The 18,120-nt window shown below is 74.0% G+C and carries 16 protein-coding genes; 3 read left to right on the plus strand and 13 right to left on the minus strand.

Annotation, left to right across the window (positions count from 1 at the left end; translation table 11 throughout):
* Positions 1–83: 83 nt before the first annotated feature.
* Together AB0B97_RS13585 and AB0B97_RS13590 are read right to left on the minus strand one after the other, a co-directional pair.
* Entirely contained in the window at positions 84–2,489 is a 2,406-nt protein-coding gene (locus AB0B97_RS13585) for a transposase (protein WP_357494257.1), read from the minus strand.
* 39 nt (positions 2,490–2,528) lie between these two features.
* Complete coding sequence (locus AB0B97_RS13590) at positions 2,529–3,512, minus strand: DNA primase (protein WP_357493537.1); 984 nt, start codon at positions 3,510–3,512, stop codon at positions 2,529–2,531.
* Positions 3,513–3,672: 160 nt separating this feature from the next.
* Between AB0B97_RS13590 and AB0B97_RS13595 the strand changes: the two genes are divergently transcribed.
* A complete protein-coding gene (locus AB0B97_RS13595) occupies positions 3,673–4,014 on the plus strand; it encodes a helix-turn-helix transcriptional regulator (protein ID WP_007455469.1) in 342 nt (113 codons plus the stop codon).
* 34 nt (positions 4,015–4,048) lie between these two features.
* On the opposite strand, the gene AB0B97_RS13600 is transcribed toward AB0B97_RS13595, so the two are convergent.
* The 11 genes from AB0B97_RS13600 to deoC all read right to left on the minus strand — a co-directional run bounded on the left by AB0B97_RS13600 (position 4,049) and on the right by deoC (position 16,583).
* Entirely contained in the window at positions 4,049–4,723 is a 675-nt protein-coding gene (locus AB0B97_RS13600; protein ID WP_357493539.1) for a permease prefix domain 1-containing protein, read from the minus strand.
* A gap of 68 nt (positions 4,724–4,791) precedes the next feature.
* Positions 4,792–6,585, minus strand: a complete 1,794-nt coding sequence (gene cydC, locus AB0B97_RS13605; protein ID WP_357493541.1) for a thiol reductant ABC exporter subunit CydC — start codon at positions 6,583–6,585, stop codon at positions 4,792–4,794.
* Entirely contained in the window at positions 6,582–8,258 is a 1,677-nt protein-coding gene (cydD, locus tag AB0B97_RS13610) for a thiol reductant ABC exporter subunit CydD (protein ID WP_357493543.1), read from the minus strand. The genes cydC and cydD overlap by 4 nt, the downstream gene beginning before the upstream one ends.
* Entirely contained in the window at positions 8,255–9,262 is a 1,008-nt protein-coding gene (locus AB0B97_RS13615; protein ID WP_357493545.1) for a cytochrome d ubiquinol oxidase subunit II, read from the minus strand. The genes cydD and AB0B97_RS13615 overlap by 4 nt, the downstream gene beginning before the upstream one ends.
* A 19-nt stretch (positions 9,263–9,281) precedes the next feature.
* The gene (locus AB0B97_RS13620; RefSeq protein WP_357493547.1) at positions 9,282–10,535 is read right to left on the minus strand and encodes a cytochrome ubiquinol oxidase subunit I; all 1,254 of its coding nucleotides are present in this window, start codon (positions 10,533–10,535) and stop codon (positions 9,282–9,284) included.
* 221 nt (positions 10,536–10,756) lie between these two features.
* Entirely contained in the window at positions 10,757–11,662 is a 906-nt protein-coding gene (locus tag AB0B97_RS13625; RefSeq protein ID WP_357493549.1) for a M56 family metallopeptidase, read from the minus strand.
* 10 nt (positions 11,663–11,672) lie between these two features.
* Positions 11,673–12,146: a BlaI/MecI/CopY family transcriptional regulator gene (locus AB0B97_RS13630; protein ID WP_357493551.1), complete on the minus strand. Its 474-nt coding sequence runs from the start codon at positions 12,144–12,146 to the stop codon at positions 11,673–11,675.
* A gap of 71 nt (positions 12,147–12,217) precedes the next feature.
* Positions 12,218–13,264: an NAD(P)-dependent alcohol dehydrogenase gene (locus AB0B97_RS13635; RefSeq protein WP_357493553.1), complete on the minus strand. Its 1,047-nt coding sequence runs from the start codon at positions 13,262–13,264 to the stop codon at positions 12,218–12,220.
* 105 nt (positions 13,265–13,369) lie between these two features.
* On the minus strand, positions 13,370–14,194 hold the full coding sequence (locus AB0B97_RS13640) for an aldehyde dehydrogenase family protein (protein WP_357493555.1): 825 nt from the start codon (positions 14,192–14,194) through the stop codon (positions 13,370–13,372).
* Complete coding sequence (locus tag AB0B97_RS13645) at positions 14,187–15,617, minus strand: aldehyde dehydrogenase family protein (RefSeq protein WP_357493557.1); 1,431 nt, start codon at positions 15,615–15,617, stop codon at positions 14,187–14,189. Before AB0B97_RS13645 ends, AB0B97_RS13640 begins: the two co-directional genes overlap by 8 nt.
* Before the next feature lie 6 nt (positions 15,618–15,623).
* Complete coding sequence (gene deoC, locus AB0B97_RS13650) at positions 15,624–16,583, minus strand: deoxyribose-phosphate aldolase (protein WP_234587329.1); 960 nt, start codon at positions 16,581–16,583, stop codon at positions 15,624–15,626.
* Between the two features lie 123 nt (positions 16,584–16,706).
* Between deoC and upp the strand changes: the two genes are divergently transcribed.
* Positions 16,707–17,339, plus strand: a complete 633-nt coding sequence (gene upp, locus AB0B97_RS13655) for a uracil phosphoribosyltransferase (protein ID WP_234587331.1) — start codon at positions 16,707–16,709, stop codon at positions 17,337–17,339.
* Between the two features lie 74 nt (positions 17,340–17,413).
* Positions 17,414–18,091 (plus strand): GPP34 family phosphoprotein, encoded by a 678-nt coding sequence (locus AB0B97_RS13660; RefSeq protein WP_234587336.1) that lies wholly within the window; start codon positions 17,414–17,416, stop codon positions 18,089–18,091.
* The last annotated feature ends 29 nt before the right edge of the window (positions 18,092–18,120 follow it).

Raw genomic sequence — 18,120 nt, forward strand, 5'->3', positions numbered from 1 at the left:
GCTCTGGTTGGCCCCTGAACGCACTTCCGCCCCCAGCCGGTGTCGGACTGGGGGCGGAAGGAACGCGTACGTGAGAGAGACGCTCAGGACTGGTAGCCGGCGGAGCGGTACTCGTACTCCCGGTCGTCGTCGCGGTCCCCGTGGTCGCGGCTGAAGTCCCAGCCACCGGCCGCCTCGCGGCCTGGCCGGCCGCCCACCGCGAACCCGCCGATCTCCTGCCCGCGACGCCAGCCGCGGAAGTAGCCGGTGGTGTTCTCCGCGAGGCTCGCCGCGTCCCGCACTATCCGCAGTGGACGCTCCTCGCGCAGCGGGGAACCCGGGACCAGATTTGCCTGCGGGACGCGCTTCGGCAGCCCGGCGTTGGTCTCGGCGCCCACCGCGGGACGGGCTGCCTGCTCGGCGGCCTGCCACCCGGTGTCGGCAGTGGTCGACCAGTCCAGGTCGGACTCTTCTTCGGTGTGCCCGACGAACCACGCCGACTTGGCCTGGGCGAAGATCAGCAGATCCCCGTCGCCCTCGTCGGCCACCGGCGGCGGCCGGTGCTCGACCGGGGGAGGCCGGTGTTCGACCGGGGGCGGCGGCCGGTGCTCGGCGGCCCGCTCGACGCGGGGCGCCTGACGGTTGTTGCGGGCGGCCTGCTCCCGGTCGACGAGCCGCAGCGGCGGCGTCTCCAGGCGGGGGTCACCGGCGGGCGGGTTGAGCCCTTCCCGCAGTGCCCGGTCCGCCAGCGGCGGCGGCTCGACCAGCCGCAGCATGGGCGGCTCCTGGGGCAGGTCGTCGGCCAGCCAGGGCGGCGTGACCCGACCGTCGGCCCGGCCCGGGTCGGTCGGGGCGTCGACGCGGTTGCTGCCGTACGGGTAGGCGACCGGGTTGTTCGGCGAGCTGTCGGCCGGGTCCTCCGGGTTGTTGACCAGGGGCCAGTTCGCCCGGGAACCCGGGGGCGCCGTCGGCTCCTGACCCGGCCGGGGAGCGGGCACCGGGATGCTGAGGTCGGTGGCGCTGAACCCGCCGGTGGGCGGCTCCTCGACCGGCCGCTGCACGTGGCTCTGCCGCTCGCCGTTGGTCTTCGGGCGGGGCGGAATGACCGTACGCTGCCGCTCGGCCCGCGCGTGGTTGATCGCGGCGGTGGTGAGGGTCGGCCGGAACGGCTCGCCAGCCTCGGCGGGCGGCACGGTGCCCCGCTGGGTCGGCGCGATGGGGGTGATCCCCGGCGGCGGGGGCGGCGGCGACGAGACCGGCCGGTTGGTCGGGCCGTCGATCCGGCTCGGCATGGGCTCGGCCCGCCCGGGAGGTGCCGACACCGGCGGTCCGGCGACCGCTGCCGGTGCGATCGGCGCGGGCGCGACCGGCGGAGGGGTGACCGGAGCAGGGGCGACCGGCGGCGGCCCGAGAGGACGCGGCGACGCCAGCGGGGCGCTGCCCGGCGCCGGCTCGGGTCGGCTGCGTCGGCCGGTGACCGGCGTGGGCTCGGCGGCGGCCGGCGTCGGCCGGACCGTGCGCATGCCGGCGAGGCCGGTCAGCTCGCCGACCGACTCGCCACGACGGGCTGCGGCCCGTCGGCCGGGGGCCGGGGCGGGCGTGCTGACCCGCGCGCTGAGCGCGCTGACGAGGGCCTCGCAGCCGGCGTCGCAGGCCCGTACGGAGGCGACGGCCTGCCGGACGGTCTCGGCCACGGCGGAGGTGAGTGCCCGGTTGACGGCGGCGCGGCGGGGTGTCTCCGAGATGGCGACCCGCAGCGCGGTGACCGCCTCGTTGATCTCCTCGGCGTCGGCGACCCCGTCCGCCGCGAGATGCGCGGCGATGGCGTCCGCGGCGACGGACACCTCACGGCCACGGGCGATGGTGCCGCCGAGCATGCCCGGCTCGGGCAGCGCGTCCAGCACGGCCAGGGACACCGGCTCGGCCGGATCCGGATAGGCGCGCAGCGCCGCCGGGTAGAGCTCCCGCAGCACCTCGCGCAGCGCCACGGCGGCGGAGTGCCGGCCGCTGGCCAGGGCGGCGTGCGCGGCGAGCACCTGCTTGTAGCCGGCGAGGTCCCGGGGAGCCGGCAGCGTGACGGCGGAGAGCGCACCGGCCTGCAACGCGCGGGCCAGACCGACGGCCCGACGCTCGGCCGGGGGTGACTGCATCTCCTCCAGGGAGTCGTCGTCGGCGAACCGCTCGGCGAAGTCGTCCACCGAGTCGTCGTCGGCGATCGCCAGGGGCCGACCCGCCGCGCTCAACAGCGAGGTGACCGTGTGGTCGTCGCTGTCGGCGGCGATGGCCGCACCGCTCGGCCCGCCCGACCGCTCCACGAGCAGGGCGACGAGCTGGGCGTAACCAGCCGCGTCGTCGCCGATCTCGCAGACATGCAGCAGACGGCCTGCGTCGTCGACCACAGCGGACGTCAGCGTCGAACCGGCCGAGGCCGGTCGGTCAGCCGGATCCGCCGAGGCCAGACCGCAGTACACGCGCACGAGCGCCACGGCGTCGTCCTCCTCCCGGGACAGGTCTTCCTACTGCCAGCAACTGATGCTCCCCGGTACGGGTCAGTCGCGCCAGTCCACCACCGCAGAGATCTTGCCGACAATGGTGCGCCAACCCAAACTCGCGGTCTGTGCCCCGATCTTCTTCAACCGTCGCCGGCCCATGAAGGCGCCGATCCCGCCGTTGGCCGTGGCCCGCAGCGCCTCGTCCAGGTCGTCGAGGCTGGAGCCGGCGGAGAGCATGTCCAGTACCGCAGGCAGGCGCAACGCGTACGACAGGTCGCGGGCGACCTCGCCGGCCTCGATCAGCAGGGTCGAATCCCAGCTGTCGTGACCGCCGCGCAGGTTCTCCACGACGAGGTCGAGTTCGTAGGTGTCCTCGTCGAGCGGCGCGATGTCGGCCGGCTCCACCCGTTCGGACAATTCATTCCAGCTGTCCAGTTGGGACAGATCGTTGGGTGCGCCGGAGCGGATGAAACTGACAAGCGATTCGGGGGTCTTGAACAGCAGCAGCTTGCCGCGGTGGCTGAGGAAGACCGGCACCTCCTCGTCGTCCGCCTCGTCGGCGACGTCCTCGGCCTCGGCCTCGGCTTCGGTCTCGTCGTCCTCGGCGGTCGCGTCGGCGTCCGTGGCGCTGTCGCGGCGACGGCGGGACGGCTCGTCCTCGTCGCTGTCGGCGAACTCCTCGGCCAGCTCCTCGTCGAGGATGACGACGGTCTCGTCGTCCTCCTCCTCGATCACCTGACGGCGGGCGAGGAACGGGTCGTCCTGGTCGCGCTCGGTCACGTCGGTAGGGGTCAGTGACCCCGCCGGCCGGTACGCCCGCAGCGTGAAACCGGTGCCGGCGGGCAGGGCGATCTCCACCGGGTCGATCCGCAGCTCGTCCCAGAGCGACCGGTCGGCCGACGCGCGGGGGGTGTCGTCGGCCTCGTCGGCCTCGTCTGACTCGGCCGGGCCGGTGGTGTCGTCGAGCTCGGGCTCGTCGGCGTCGGGCCGTTGGGGCGACTGGCGGGCCACGCTGACCTCCGTGTGCTTCGGGTTGCCCACCCGCCGGCGTCTCCGACCGGCGAGTGACTCTGGGCACATACCCTAGTCGGCGGCTCGGGAAGCCCGGAGCCCGCACCCCGTCGGCCGGCCGAGAAACCTGTCGGGCCTGCGCGTGCGTGACGGTGGCGATCCGGACGTTCGACAAGTAGCGTAGCTACGCATGAAGGCCCAGGCGCTGCACGGCCACCTCGACGCCCTTCTGCTCGCCGTTCTCGAACAGGGCGCGCTGCACGGGTACGCCATCATCGAGTCCCTGCGGGCGCGCAGTGACGGCAGTCTCGACCTGCCCACCGGCACGATCTATCCGGCGCTGCGCCGGTTGGAACGCGCGGGTCACGTGGCGAGCACCTGGAGCACTGTCAACGGTCGCGAGCGGCGGACGTACCAGCTCACCGACTCCGGCCGCCGCGCGCTGGCGGGCGAGCGCGCCGGATGGCAGGAGTTCCGCGTGACTGTCGGCCGTTTCCTCGATCCCGGCAGCCCGCCCGTCACCCCCGCCTGAGCCGCCCGGGGGTGGGCCAGGGCGTCGGCGGCCGTCAGCGGGCGGCGGCCCGCAGCCAGCCGCGCGCGGCGCGGGTCAGCGAGAAGTGCGCCGCGCCCATCACGACCATGCCGACGATCATCGGTGGCCACGTCAGCGCCGCGTCCCACATATCGATCGACCAGGCGAAGAGTGCCCCGCCGGCCACGATGCCGAGGACCAGCGTGCCGATCAGGGCGGCGCCCACCGCGCGCTGCGCCGCCGCCAGGCCCGGTCGTGCGGACCGGGCGCTCGCCCGCACCACCAGCAGGCCGGTCACGGCCAGCAGCAGCGCGCCGAGCCAGATCCAGTCGACCGAGGCGGAGAGCAGCCGGTAGAGCGCCGGCGGCGGCGGACCCGCGCTCCAGCTCGACCCGCGCCACGTCAGGTCGCCGGCGGCCACCAGGATCCCGGCCACGGCCAGCATCCGCAGGGACAGGCCGCGCAGGGCGGCCACCGCCAGCTCCGCCTGCCAGGAGGGCAGCAGCTGCGCCGGTGAGCCGAACTCGGCCACCGCCCGCAGCTGCGCCTCCGTGGGCGGCACACCGCTCTCGCGGTACGCGTCGACGGAGTCCTGCAGGTCGTGCCGCGCCTCGGTGAGCAGGTCGGACTTCAGCCGCGCCGGCCCCTGCAACCGGGACGCCAGCGCCCGCAGGTGCTCCTCGACCAGGAAGTCGTCAGCATGCCGCATGGCACCACCCTGCCACGGAGGCGAGCGCCTCCACGTCGGGGAGAACCCTGGTCCGTCCCCGAAGCGGGTCAGGGAGCGAGGGCCAGGTACCCGCGCTCGGCTGCCGCCTGGAGAAGCCACTGGTCCCGGTACCAGCCGGGGGTCGCGACCAACTCGGCGTGCCGGCCGCGCTGGATCACCCGGCCGCCGTCGAGGACGACGATCTCGTCGAGGTCGGCCAGCCCGCTGAGCCGGTGACTGATCAGCAGGACCGAGTGTCCGGCGGGGGTGGCGGCGAGGGCGGAGGCGAGCACCGCGTCGGCGGCCGTCGGGTCCAGCCCCTCGGTGGGCTCGTCGAGCACCAGCACCGGCGGCGCGGCCAGCAGGGCCCGGGCGAGCGCGAGCCGTTGCCGCTGGCCGCCGGAGAGCTGACCGCCCTCCTCGCCGACCAGGGTGTCCCAGCCGGCCGGCTGGGCGCGTACCCAGTCGAGCAGGCCGGCGGCCCTCATGGCCGCGGTCAACTCGTCCTCGTCGGCCCCGGCCCGCCCGAGCAGCAGGTTCTCCCGGACCGTGGCATGAAAGACGTACGCCTCGGCGAGCAGCCCGCCGACGCTGCGGGGCAGGTCCTCCTCGGCGTACGTCAGCAGGTCGCGCCCGGCCAGGGTGACGTGGCCGGAGGTGGGCCGGACCGCACCGGTCAGCACGGCGGCCAGGGTGCTCTTGCCGGCGCCGCTCGGGCCGACGACTGCGATGCGCCGGCCGGCGGGCAGGTCCAGGCTCACCCCGTCCAGCGCGGGTGCGGCGCCGGGCCGGTACCGCACGCTCACCTCGACGAAGCGCAGGTCGTGCGGCTCGGCCAGGTCGGTCGCCGGGGGAGCGGGCGTGGCGGTGGGCTCCTCGACGTCGAGGAGGGCCGCCACCCGGGCCAGGCCGGGCCGCAGCTGGGTCCACTGCCGGGCGGCCGAGACGAGGGCCAGCGCCACCTCCACGGCGGCCAGGGTCCCGACGGCCAGCACTCCGACCAGGACGCCCGGCACGTCGGAGGCCAGCGCGACAAGCACCACCGCGGCGGCGGTCAGTCCGGCCGTCAACACCCCCGCGGCGTCCACCGCGAAGCCGGTGGCGGCCAGCCGGCGTTCCAGGCGGGCGAGCCGGCCGGCCCGCTGTTCGGCGACGCGCAGCGCGGCGTCGGTCGCCCCGAACGCGGCCAGGTCGGCGGCGCCGTGGGTGAGGTCGACGGCGTCGGTGGCCAGCGCGCCGCGTAGCGGCGCCACCTCGGCGGCGCTGCGCCGGGTGACGGCTGTGGCCAGCGCGGGCAGCGCAACGGCGGCGACCACCAGCCCGAGCGCGAGCACACCGGCGGCCGGTGGTGAGATCAGCGCCGCAGTGGCCACCGCCAGCACCCCGACCAGTGCCGCCGCCGCGCCGGGCACCAGCACCCGCAGCAGCAGATCCTGGACCGCCTCGACGTCGGAGACCAGCCGGCTCAGGACGTCCCCCGAGCGGTGTCGGGTGTCGCGGCGGGCCGTGAGGGTGGCGAAGACCCGGGCCCGTACGTCGGTGATCATGCGGAGGACCGCGTCGTGCCCGGCGAGCCGTTCGGTGTAGCGGAACACGCCCCGGCTGATGGCGAGGGCCCGGACCGCGACGATCGCCACGGTGAGCCGGTCCAGCGGAGGCCGCCCGGCGGCGCTCATCAGCAGCCACGTCGCGGTGGCCATCAGGGCGAGCCCGGCGAACTCGGTGGCGGCGGCGAGCAGCCCGGCGCCGGCCAGCCGGCCGAGGTACGGGCGGGCCAGCCGCAGCACCGCGCGCTCGGCGCCGACCCGCCCGGCCGATGCCACGCCGGCCCCGACCTCCTCCGGTCCGTGTTCCGCGCTCATCGTGTCGCCCTCGACGTCGGTTCGGGCGTCAGCTCGGTGACCCGGCCCTCCTCGATGCGCAGGACCCGGTCGGCGTCGGTCAGCAGCGCCGGCCGGTGCGCCACCAGCAGCGCCGTCCGTCCGGCGACCAGCCGCCGGGTGGCGTCGAGCACCACCGCTTCGGCGGCCGTGTCCAGCCGTGCCGTGGGCTCGTCGAGCAGCACCACCGGGGCGTCGCGCAGGAACGCCCGGGCCAGTGCGACGCGCTGCCGCTGGCCGCTGGACAGGCCGTGCCCGCGCTCGCCGAGCAGCGTGGTCAGTCCGTCGGGCAGGGCGGCCACCACGTCGTCGAGGGCCGCGTCGCGGACCGCGGCGGCGAGCGCCTCGGGCGGGGTGTCCGGTGCGCCGAGCTGGATGTTGTCGGCCAGCGAGGTGGCGAAGAGGTGGGCGCGCTGCGGCACCCAGGCGAGCTGCCGGCGCCAGGCGTCCGGGTCGGCGGTGGCGAGGTCGACGCCGTCGACGGTGATCCGGCCGCTGGTCGGGGTCACGAAGCCGAGCAGCAGACCGAGCAGGGTGCTCTTGCCGGCGCCGCTCGGCCCGATGATGGCGATCCGTTCACCGGGCCGGATGGTCACTGTGACGTCGTGCAGCGCTGTGGTCCGCTCGTACGCCACGGTCACGGCCTCGAACCGGATCTCGCCGCGACCGTCCGGGGTGGTCGCACCCTCGGCGGCGCGGGGGGTGGCGGGCACGGCCGAGACGGTGAGCGCCTCGTCCAGCGCGGTGAGCCCCTCCATGCTGGCGTGGAAGCGGCTGCCGGCGGCCCGCAGCGGCAGGTACGCCTCGGGGGTGAGCAGCAGCACCAGCAGCGCGGTGTGCAGGGTCAGCCCTCCGCCGAGCAGCCGGATGCCGACCGGCACCGCGACCAGGGCCACCGACAGGGTGGCGACCAGCTCCAGCACCAGCGCGGAGAGGAAGGCGATCCGCAGTGTCTTCATGGTGGCGACCCGGTGCCCGTCGGCCATCCGGCGGACCACCTCGGTCTGCGCGCGGGCCCGGCCGAAGGCGCGCAGGGTGGGCAGCCCGGCCACCATGTCCAGGAAGTGCCCGCCCAGCAGGGCCAGCCGGCGCCACTGCCGCTCGGTGGCGGCCTGCGCCTGCCAGCCGAGCAGCGCGCCGAAGACCGGGATCAGCGGCAGCGTCAACGCGATGATCAGCGCCGAGCCCCAGTCGGCGACGACGATCCGGGCCAGCACGGCCACGGGCACCGTCACGCTGAGCACCAACTGCGGCAGGTACCCGGTGAAGTAGGCGTCCAGCGCGTCCAGCCCACGCCCGGTCAGGGTGGCCAGCTCGCCGGCCCGTTGCCCCGCCACCCAGCCCGGCCCGTGCCGCCCCACCGCGCCGAGCAGGTCGGCCCGCAGCGTGGCCTTGACCGTGGCGGCGACCCGCGCGGAGACCGTGCCCTGTGCCCAGACCAGCGCCGACCGGGCGGCGACCGCGACCACGAGACCCGCCAGCGCCGGCCGGTTCAGCCGCCCGTCGAAGGCGGTGGCCAGCACCGCCGCCAGCGCGGTGGCCTGCGCGACGATCAACGCGGCGGCGAGCACGCCGAGGAGCGCGAGCACGGCGAGATCGCGCCGGGCCGCAGGGACCCGACGCAGCAGACGCGGGTCGAAGGGACGGCGGTTCACCAGTACACCGGTGCCCTGCCGTCGGTCCGTCCCCGGAAAACCCACCAGCACATCGCCTGGAAGCCTAGTAGGGCCGGCAGCAGCGGTAGCGCCACCCAGCCGAGGAGCCGCAGCGTCGGCGTGCTGGCGGCCGCGTCGGCCACCGTCAGCGAGGCGCCCGGGTCGGTCGTGGACACCAGCACGTAGGGCCAGAGAGCCGCGCCGACCAGCGCCACGGGCAGCCCCATTGCCGCGCCGGTGGCGATCAGGGCCCACCCCGGCCGCCGCCGTGCCAGCGCCACGCGGGCCGCCAGCAGCGCCACCACCAGCAACACCGGCAGGAGTACGGCCACCGCCGGTCGCCCGACGGCGTCGCGTACCCGAGGGGAGAGCACGCCCACGACGGTGGCCACGACGACCGCGCAGAGCGCCACCGGCACCAGCCGGCGGGCCGTGCGGCCGGCCGCGTCGGCGGCGTCGGCCGGCAGTCGCAGCGTGAGGAATGTCGCACCGTGCACCGCGACCAGGGCGACCATGGTCAGCCCGGCGGTCGCCGCGAACGGGGTCGCCAGGTGCGACACCCCGGCGACGTGCCCGTCGGCCTGGCGGGGCACGCCCTGCAACAGCGCGGCCAGCACCACCCCCCAGCCCAGCGCGGCGAGCGCGCTGCCGACCACGATGACCCGGTCCCAGCGGGCGCGGACCCGCACGTCGCCCGGCCGGCTGCGCAGTTGCACTCCGGCGGTGACCAGGACGACGCCGACCAGGGCGCCGGCGACCGCCGGGTAGCAGCCAGCGAGCAGCTCGCCCTCCAGCACCGGGAAGGCGCCGAACAGGATGCCCACGGCGGCGACCAGCCAGACCTCGTTGCCGAGGAAGAACGGGCCGAGAGCGGTGAGCGCGGCCCGCCGCCCGGCCGGGGCGCCGCCCCGGGCGAGCAGCAACCCGACGCCGTAGTCGTAGCCGGCGAGCACGAGGTAGGAGGCGAAGAAGAGGCCGAGAAGGGCGTACCAGGCGAGATCCACGGTGAGTCTCCTCAGTCGCTCAGGCGAGGGCGGGTTCGGGGTGGGCCGGCTCACCGGGCGCCGCCGGTGGGCGGCCGAGAGCCGGGTCGGCCGCGCCACGGCCCGCGTGCCGGGCGAGCAGCACCCAGTTGGTGACGGCGAGGGTGCCCAGCAGCAGGCTGAAGCCGATCAGCGAGGTGAGCATCACCGGCGTGCCGACGGGGGAGACCGCCTGCCCGGTGGGGAGCAGCCCGTACGCCACCCAGGGCTGGCGGCCAACCTCGCGGGCGATCCAGCCGAGGATCACCGCGATGAACGGCAACGGCACGGCGAGCAGGATGAGCCAGAGGGGGAAGCGCAGCCGGATGATCCAGTCCCGGTAGAGCAGGGGCAGCAGCAACCACACGCAGCCGAGGGTGAAGCCGATGAGGATCATGAAGCCCAGCCCGACACTGGCCAGCACCGGCGGGGTGTAGTCGCCCGGCCCGAACCGGGTGGTCCACTCGCCGATCAGCGCCTGCGCCTCGGGGTCGTCCGCGCCGAACTTGGTCGGCTGCACCTCGCCGACCGGGCCGAACTGGGCGAAGCCGAAGCCCTGCACCATCGTGATCGCCAGTGCCGCCGTGACCAGGCCGATCCGCAGCGAGGTGCGAAAGAGCGCGAAGTCGGGCGTACGCCGGATCAGGTGCCAGGCGCTGACGGCCGCCATCAGCATCCCGCCGACCAGGAGCGCGGCGGAGACCACGTGCCCGAACGCCATGCCGAGGCTGGGGTTGGTGAGCAGCGCGCCGAAGTCGGTGAGGTGGGCGATGCCGTCGCGGACCTCGTACCCGACCGGGTGTTGCAGCCAGGAGTTGGCCACCATGATCCAGAACGCCGAGGCGTACGCGGTGAGCGCCACGCCCCACAGCAGCGCGAGGTGGACGCCCTTGCGGAGTCGGTGCCAACCGAAGATCCACATCCCGAGGAACGTGGACTCCAGGAAGAACGCCACAAGCGTCTCGATCGCCAGCGGCGCTCCGAAGACGTTGCCGACGTAGCGCGACAGGCCGCTCCAGTTCAGCCCGAACTGGAACTCCATCACGATGCCCGTGGCGATGCCGAGCACGTAGTTGATCACGTAGAGCTGGCCCCAGAACCGGGTCAGCCGCTCCCACTTCGCGTTGCCGGTGAGCACCCATGCGGTCTGCATGCCGACCAGCAGCGTGACCAGCCCGAGCGTGACGACCACGAACAGGAAGTGGATCGACGTGGTGGTGGCGAACTGCAGGCGGGCGAGGAGCAGCGTGTCCATGGCCGGCTCTCCCTAGCTGTTGGCTCCCTTGTCGTAGTAACCCTACACGTAGCTTGCCTACATGTACCTACTACTACGGCCCGTCGTAGTAAATTCTACGACGGGCCGTAGTAGTAATGGGATCCGGGAGATGATCGCGCTCCACCGCGCCGGGGTGGGTGCGAGGCGCGCGCCAGCGGGCGGCGCGCGCCGGGGACGTGCGAGAGCGTGGGGCTCGGGCGTCAGCTCAGAAAGAGCGTGATCGGGAGGGCGACCAGGGTGGTGGCCACCGCGAGGGCCGTGGCCCCGAGGGCGCGGGGCGGCCGATCGGCGACCAGCAGGCGCTGGACGCGTACGTCCAGGTCGCGGTCGCCCAGGCCCAGCGCGCCGGCCGGGGTGACCCGGTGCCCGGCGGCGGCGAAGCGGCGCAGCGCGCCCGCCAGCGGAGCCTCGGCGTGCAGCTCGCGGGCCTTGTCGTCGGCGCGCATCTCGACCAGCAGGGCGACCCGCTCGTGTGCGTCACGGACCCAGCCGAACCACGGCAGCGCCCGGCACAGGGCGGTGAACGGCAGCAGCACCAGATCGTGTCGCTCGTGGGCGTGCGCGCGCTCGTGGGAGAGCACGGCGGCCAGTTCGGCGCGGTCCAGCAGGCTCAACGTGCCCGCGCTGACCACCACCTGCGGCTTCACCCCGGGCAGGCAGTACGCGGCGGCGCTCGGATGGTCCAGGACGAGCGCCCCGGGGGCTGCCGGGTCGTCCCGGGCCACCAGGGTCAGCAGGTCCCGGTGTCGGCGCTGGGCGCGGATGGTCCCGTGGATGCTGCGGACGGTGGTGGTGACGAGCACCGCTCCGATGCCGAAGCCCACTCCGACGCTGCCGAGGTGCAACGCGGTCTCGCCGATCGGCAGATTGCCGTGGGCGAGGTCGGTGGTCAGGGCGAGCAGGGCGCTGCCGGTCGGCAGGTCGTAGGCGCTCAGCCCGAGGGCCATCGGCAGGCCCATCGCGGAGAGGCCCAGCGCCAGCCCGACGGCCTGCCAGCAGATGATCGCCACCCGCGGGCTGCGCCACGTCCAGGTGGAACGGGCCAGCACCTGCGCGGTGAGATAGCAGGCCAGCATGGTGGCGGCGAAGTGCACGGCGTAGGCCATGGCGCGGGCCCTACCGCTCCGCTGCCTCGCCGGCCGGCCGTCGGCCCGCCGGCGGATCCACCCGGTCGGTCAGGGCGTCGGCCCCGCCCGTGTCGCTGTCGGCGGAACCGGGCCCGGCCAGCCCAGCCTCGCTGCCCAGGGCGGCCCGCAGCACCTCGGCCTCGGTGCCGGTCACCGAGCGGGCGAAGCGCACGAGCGCGGCGTCGCGGCTGCCGCCCAGGTCGAGGGCGTCGAGCATGAGCTGGGCGATGTGCGCCTCACGACTGGCCGCCGGCCGGTACCGCCAGGCGCGACCTTCCCGTTCCCGCTGCACCATGCCCTTGCCGGCGAGCCGGTCGAGGACGGTCATCACCGTCGTGTACGCCAGCTCGCGACCGTCGAGCGCGTCGGCCACCTCGCGCACGGTCACCCCGTCCGACGTGCCCGGGACCACGTCCCACAGCACGTCCATCACCGCACGCTCAAGATCGCCCAACCGAGTCACCCGTCAATCCTACCCCCGGTAGTAGACCCTGCGGTGGGCCGGCCGGTGGCACGGCCGGCCCGCGTTCCTGATCACGGAACGATGACCGCGCGACCCTCCAGCGTCCCGTCCCGCATCCGGCGGTACGCGTCCATGGCCTGGTCGAGGCCGAATGTGGTGATCTTGGGTCGTACCAGCCCACGCGCGCCCAGTTCCAGCACCTCGCCGAGTTCGGGACGGCTGCCCCAGTAGGTGGTCTGGATGCTGGCCTCGTAGGGGACGGCGAAGAAGGAGACCGGCAGGGTGCCGCCGCCGAGGCCCACGACGGTCAGGTCCCCGACGGTCCGGACGACCGCCGCGCCGAGCTTCAGGGTGGGGTCGGCGCCGACGAAGTCCAGCACCACGTCCGCGCCGCGACCGCCGGTCGCGCCCCTGATCTCGTCCGCCGCGCCCTCGCCGGAGCGTACGGTCAGGTCCGCGCCGCACTCCTCGGCCAGCTTGAGGGCCTCCTCGCGGGTGTCCACGGCGATCACCCGGGCCGCCGTGGTGGCCTTGAGGATCTGCACGCCCACGTGCCCCAGACCACCCACGCCGATGACCACTGCCGTGTTCTCGGGTGCGAGCTTCGCCCACGACCGGCGGACCGCGTGGTACGGGGTCAGCCCGGCGTCGGTCAGCGGGGCGGCGGACGCCGGGTCGAGGCCGTCGGGCAGCGGTACGACGTGCCGGGCGGCCGGAACGAGCAGGTAGTCGGCCATCCCCCCGTCGAGTCCCAGGCCGCCACCGCCCCCGGGGACGGGCGCCCCGGCCGGGTTCTCGCAGTAGTTGTCGGCGCCCACCCGGCAGCGGGCGCAGATGCCGCAACCCCAGGGGCCGTAGACCGCCACCGGTTGACCGATCTCCAGCCCGGTGACGCCCGCACCCAGGGCGTGCACCCAGCCGGCGTTCTCGTGCCCGAGGGTGAACGGCGGGTTCCAGGACACCGCCCCCGCCTCGAATTCGTCCATGAGGTGCAGGTCGGAGTGGCAGGCGCCCGCGCCCCCGACCTTGATCACGACCTCACCCGGGCCGGGCTCCGGTTGGTCGACCTCCACGATCTCCGGCTCGGACTTCCAGTTGGGCAGTCGCAGTGCGCGCATGCGTCGACTCCTGTTCGTCGGTGCTCGTGCGCCCCTCGCCTGCCCAACCAACCACCCCGCAAACGCCCGGCACGCCCCCCACCAGGCACTTCACGGCCCGCAGAGCTAGACCCCCTTGGGGTGCCACACCGTCTTGGTCTCCAGCAGCGCGGTCATCCGGGTCACGCCCGGGTCGACGGACCAGTCGTGGCCGGCCGGGGCCGGCCGGAGCACCCGCTTGAGGTTCTCCGCGGCCTTGACCTCCAGCTCGGTGGCGAGCGACGCGTCGGTCACCCCGGTCAGGTCGATCGCGTTGACGTCCATGTGCGCGGCCAGCGCCGGCGCGGTCTCCGTGATCGCGCCGGTGAGGATGTTGACCACCCCGCCGGGCAGGTCGGAGGTCGCCAGCACCTCGGCCAGCGTCACCGCCGCCAGCGGCTCCGACGGCGAGGCCGCCACCACCACCGTGTTGCCGGTGACGATCGCCGGGGCGATCACGCTGACCAGGCCGAGCAGCGCCGGGCGTTCCGGGGCCACCACGGCGACCACCCCGGTGGGCTCGGGCGCGGAGATGTTGAAGTACGGGCCCGCGACCGGGTTGGCGCCGCCGTACACCTGGGCGAGCTTGTCGGCCCAGCCGGCGTACCAGACCCAGCGGTCCACCGCCGCGTCCACCTCGTCGCCGGGGATGCCCAGGGCCACGAACTGCTCGCGGCGGCCCTCCAGCATCTCGGCGGCGCGATAGAGGATCTGACCCCTGTTGTACGCGGTCGCGCCGGCCCAGCCCTTCACGGCGGCGCGGGCGGCGACCACCGCGTCCCGGGCGTCCTTGCGGGAGGCCAGTGACACATTCGAGGACTGCACGAGATACGACCGTCCCGACTCGCTGCGCGGGAACTTCCCGCCGATGAAGAGCTTGTACGTCTTGCGTACCGCGACCCGCTCAGACATTGAGGTACCCCTCCAGCCCGTGCCGGCCGCCCTCGCGACCGTAACCCGACTCCTTGTAGCCACCGAACGGCGAGGTGGGGTCGAACTTGTTGAACGTGTTGGCCCAGACCACACCGGCGCGCAGCCGGTCGGCCATCCACAGGATGCGGGAGCCCTTGTCGGTCCAGATGCCTGCCGACAGCCCGTACGGCGTGTTGTTGGCCTTCTCGACGGCCTCGGCCGGCGTGCGGAAGGTGAGCACCGACAGCACCGGTCCGAAGATCTCCTCGCGGGCGATCCGGTGGGCCTGGGTGACGCCGGTGAAGATGGTGGGCGCGAACCAGAAGCCCTGCTCGGGCAGCTCACACGGCGGTGACCAGCGCTCGGCGCCCTCGGCGGAGCCGGCGTCGGACAGCTCGCGGATCCGCTCCAGCTGGGCGGCGGAGTTGATCGCGCCGACGTCGGTGTTCTTGTCCAGCGGGTCGCCGACGCGGAGCTGGGCCATCCGCCGCTTGAGCGACTCCAGCACGCGGTCGGCCACGTTCTCCTGGACGAGCAGGCGGGAGCCGGCGCAGCAGACGTGTCCCTGGTTGAAGAAGATGCCGTTGACGATTCCCTCGACGGCCTGGTCGATGGGGGCGTCGTCGAAGACGATGTTGGCGGCCTTGCCGCCCAGCTCCAAGGTGAGCTTCTTGCTGGTGCCGGCGACGGACCGGGCGATGGCCCGGCCGACCTCGGTGGAGCCGGTGAAGGCGACCTTGTCGACGCCGGGGTGCTCGACGAGCGCGCGGCCGGTGTCGCCGGCGCCGGTGACGATGTTGACCACGCCGGCCGGCAGGTCGGCCTGCTGGCAGATCTCGGCGAACAGCAGCGCGGTCAGCGGGGTGGTCTCGGCGGGCTTGAGCACCACGGTGTTGCCGGCGGCGAGCGCCGGGGCGATCTTCCAGGCCAGCATGAGCAGCGGGAAGTTCCACGGGATGACCTGGGCGGCCACGCCGATCGGTCGCGGGTCCGGCCCGAAGCCGGCGTGCTCCAGCTTGTCGGCCCAGCCGGCGTAGTAGAAGAAGTGCGCGGCGACCAGCGGCAGGTCGACATCGCGGGACTCCCGGATCGGCTTGCCGTTGTCCAGGGACTCCAGGACTGCCAGCTCGCGGGAGCGTTCCTGGATGAGCCGGGCGATCCGGTACAGGTACTTCGCCCGGTCCCGGCCCGGCATCGGACCCCAGATCTTGTCGTACGCCGTGCGGGCGGCGCGGACCGCGCGCTCCACGTCCTGGGCGCCGGCCTCGGCGATCTCGGCCAGCACCTCCTCGGAGGCGGGGTTGATCGACTTGAAGCTGCCGCCGTCGGTCGGGTCGACGAACGCGCCGTCGATGAACAGCCCGTACGAGGGCTTGAGGTCCACCACCGAGCGGGACTCGGGGGCGGGGGCGTATTCGAACATCGGCTATCAGTCCAGGGTGAAGTAGTCGGGACCGGAGTAGACGCCGGTCGTCAGCTTGGTGCGCTGCATGAGCAGGTCGTTGAGCAGGCTGGACGCGCCGAAGCGGAACCAGTCCGGGTCGAGCCAGTCCGGGCCGACGGTCTCGTTGACCATCACCAGGTATTTGATGGCGTCCTTGGTGGTCTTGATGCCACCGGCCGGCTTCACGCCGACCTGCCGCCCGGTCGCCGCGCGGAAGTCGCGGACCGCCTCCAGCATCACCAGCGTCACCGGCAGCGTCGCCGCGACGGGGACCTTGCCGGTGGAGGTCTTGATGAAGTCGCCGCCGGCCAGCATGGCCAGCCAGGAGGCGCGGCGCACGTTGTCGTACGTGGCCAGCTCGCCGGTCTCCAGGATCACCTTGAGGTGGGCGTCACCGCAGGCCTCCTTGGTGGCCACGATCTCGTCGTAGACCTCCTTGTAACGGCCGGCCAGGAACGCGCCCCGGTTGATCACCATGTCGATCTCGTCGGCGCCGGCCGCGACGGCGGCCCGGGTGTCGGCCAGCTTGATCTCCAGCGGCGCCTGACCCGACGGGAACGCCGTCGCCACGCTCGCGAGGTGGACACCGGATCCGCCCAGCACCTCGGCCACGTACGGGACCATCGCGGGGTAGACGCAGACCGCGCCGACGTGCGGGCAGGACGGGTCGGCCGGGTCGGGGCGCAGCGCCTTCGCGGCCAGCGCGCGCACCTTGCCGGGCGTGTCCGCCCCTTCCAGGGTGGTCAGGTCGACCATCCGGATCGCCAGGTCGATCGCCTGGGCCTTGGCGGTGGTCTTGATGGAGCGGGTGCCGAGCTGTGCCGCCCGCTGCTCCGCGCCGACCTGGTCCACGCCGGGCAGGCCGTGCAGGAAGGTCCGCAGAGCGGTCTCGGATCGTCCCAGCTCGGAGAGGTCCGACCGGGCCGACGTCGTTGTCGCCGTCATGCCGAGAAGTCTACGCACGGAACCGCTGAGTGATCTTGGTCACGGTGGGCCCGACGTGAGCGGCGTCGCCGGTCCGACCGCACCCCCACCGGCACGTCGACCGGCCGGGTAGGTTGAGCGATCGTGGACGTACACGTCATTGACCACCCGCTGGCCCAGTCCCGGCTGACCGCCATGCGGGACGCACGCACCGATTCCTCGACGTTCCGGGCGGCGCTGCACGAACTGACCACCATGCTGGTGTACGAGGCGGCGCGCACCTTCCCCGTCGAGCGGTACCCGGTGCAGACGCCGGTCACCGGCACCGAGGGCACCCGGCTGGCGAACCCGCCGCTGCTGGTGCCGGTGCTGCGGGCCGGCCTCGGCATGGCGGACGCCGCGCTCGGCCTGCTGCCCGAGTCGTCGATGGGCTTCGTCGGCCTGGCCCGCGACGAGGAGACCTACGAGCCGCGCGCCTACATGGAGTCGCTGCCCCGGGATCTCGCCGGCCTGCCGGTGCTGGTGCTCGACCCGATGCTGGCGACCGGCGGCTCGCTGGAGCACTCGTGCCGGCTGCTGGCCGATCGGGGCTGCACCGACATGACAGTCGTCTGCGTGCTCGCCGCGCCGGTCGGCATCGAGCGGCTGGAGCGCTCCGGTCTGCCGTTGCGCCTGGTCACCGCCTCGATCGACGAGGGCCTGAACGACAGCATGTTCATCGTTCCCGGGCTCGGTGACGCCGGTGACCGCCAGTTCGGCGGCATGCCCCGGTTCTGATCTTCCACCCGGTACGTTCCGGGTGACGGCGGGTCCGCGCGCGGTGGTGCGCGGACCCGCTACCGTCTCGGGCCATGACTGGTGTTGCGCTCGCCGAGGAGCTGCTGCTCCTCGCCTACGACGACTCGACCGGCAAGGCGACCATGCCGCGGATCAGCCTGGACCTGGGCATGGCGGCCGCGGTGCTTGTCGAGCTGGCACTGGCCGGCCGGATCGCGTACGCCGACGGAAACCTGACCGTCGTCGACCCGACGCCCACCGGCGAGCCGGTCACCGACGAGGTGCTCGGCCGGATCGCCGCCGACACCCCGCACACCCCGGCCTCCTGGGTGCAGCGCCTGCGGCACGGCCTGCGCGACCGCATCCTCGGTGACCTGTGCGCCCAGGGCGTCGTGCAGGACGTCGACGAGACCGAGTTGGGCTTCATCCACGTGCACCGGTATCCGGTGGTGGACGCCTCCGTCGAGGCGGACACCCGCCAGCGGCTGACCGAGGCGCTGACCGGCGCGGCGGCCCCGGACGAGCGGACCGCCGCGCTGGCCACCCTGGTCGTGGTGCTGCGGATGGAGTCCGCGCTGGGGGTGAGCGGCGAGGAGGCCGCCACCGCCCGCCGGCGGTTGGAGGAGATCGCCACCGGTGCGGGCTTCTCCGGTCAGGTGAGCACCGACGATTCGGTGGTCCGCCCCTCGGTCGGCCTGGTCGTCGCTGCCCTGGCCACGGCTGTCGACGCGGCGCTCGGCAAGCGCGCCTGACCGCCGGGCCGGCCCGCCTCCGCTGTTCC

Origin of the sequence: Micromonospora sp. NPDC049004 (assembly GCF_040649315.1) — a bacterium.
Lineage (GTDB): Bacteria > Actinomycetota > Actinomycetes > Mycobacteriales > Micromonosporaceae > Micromonospora.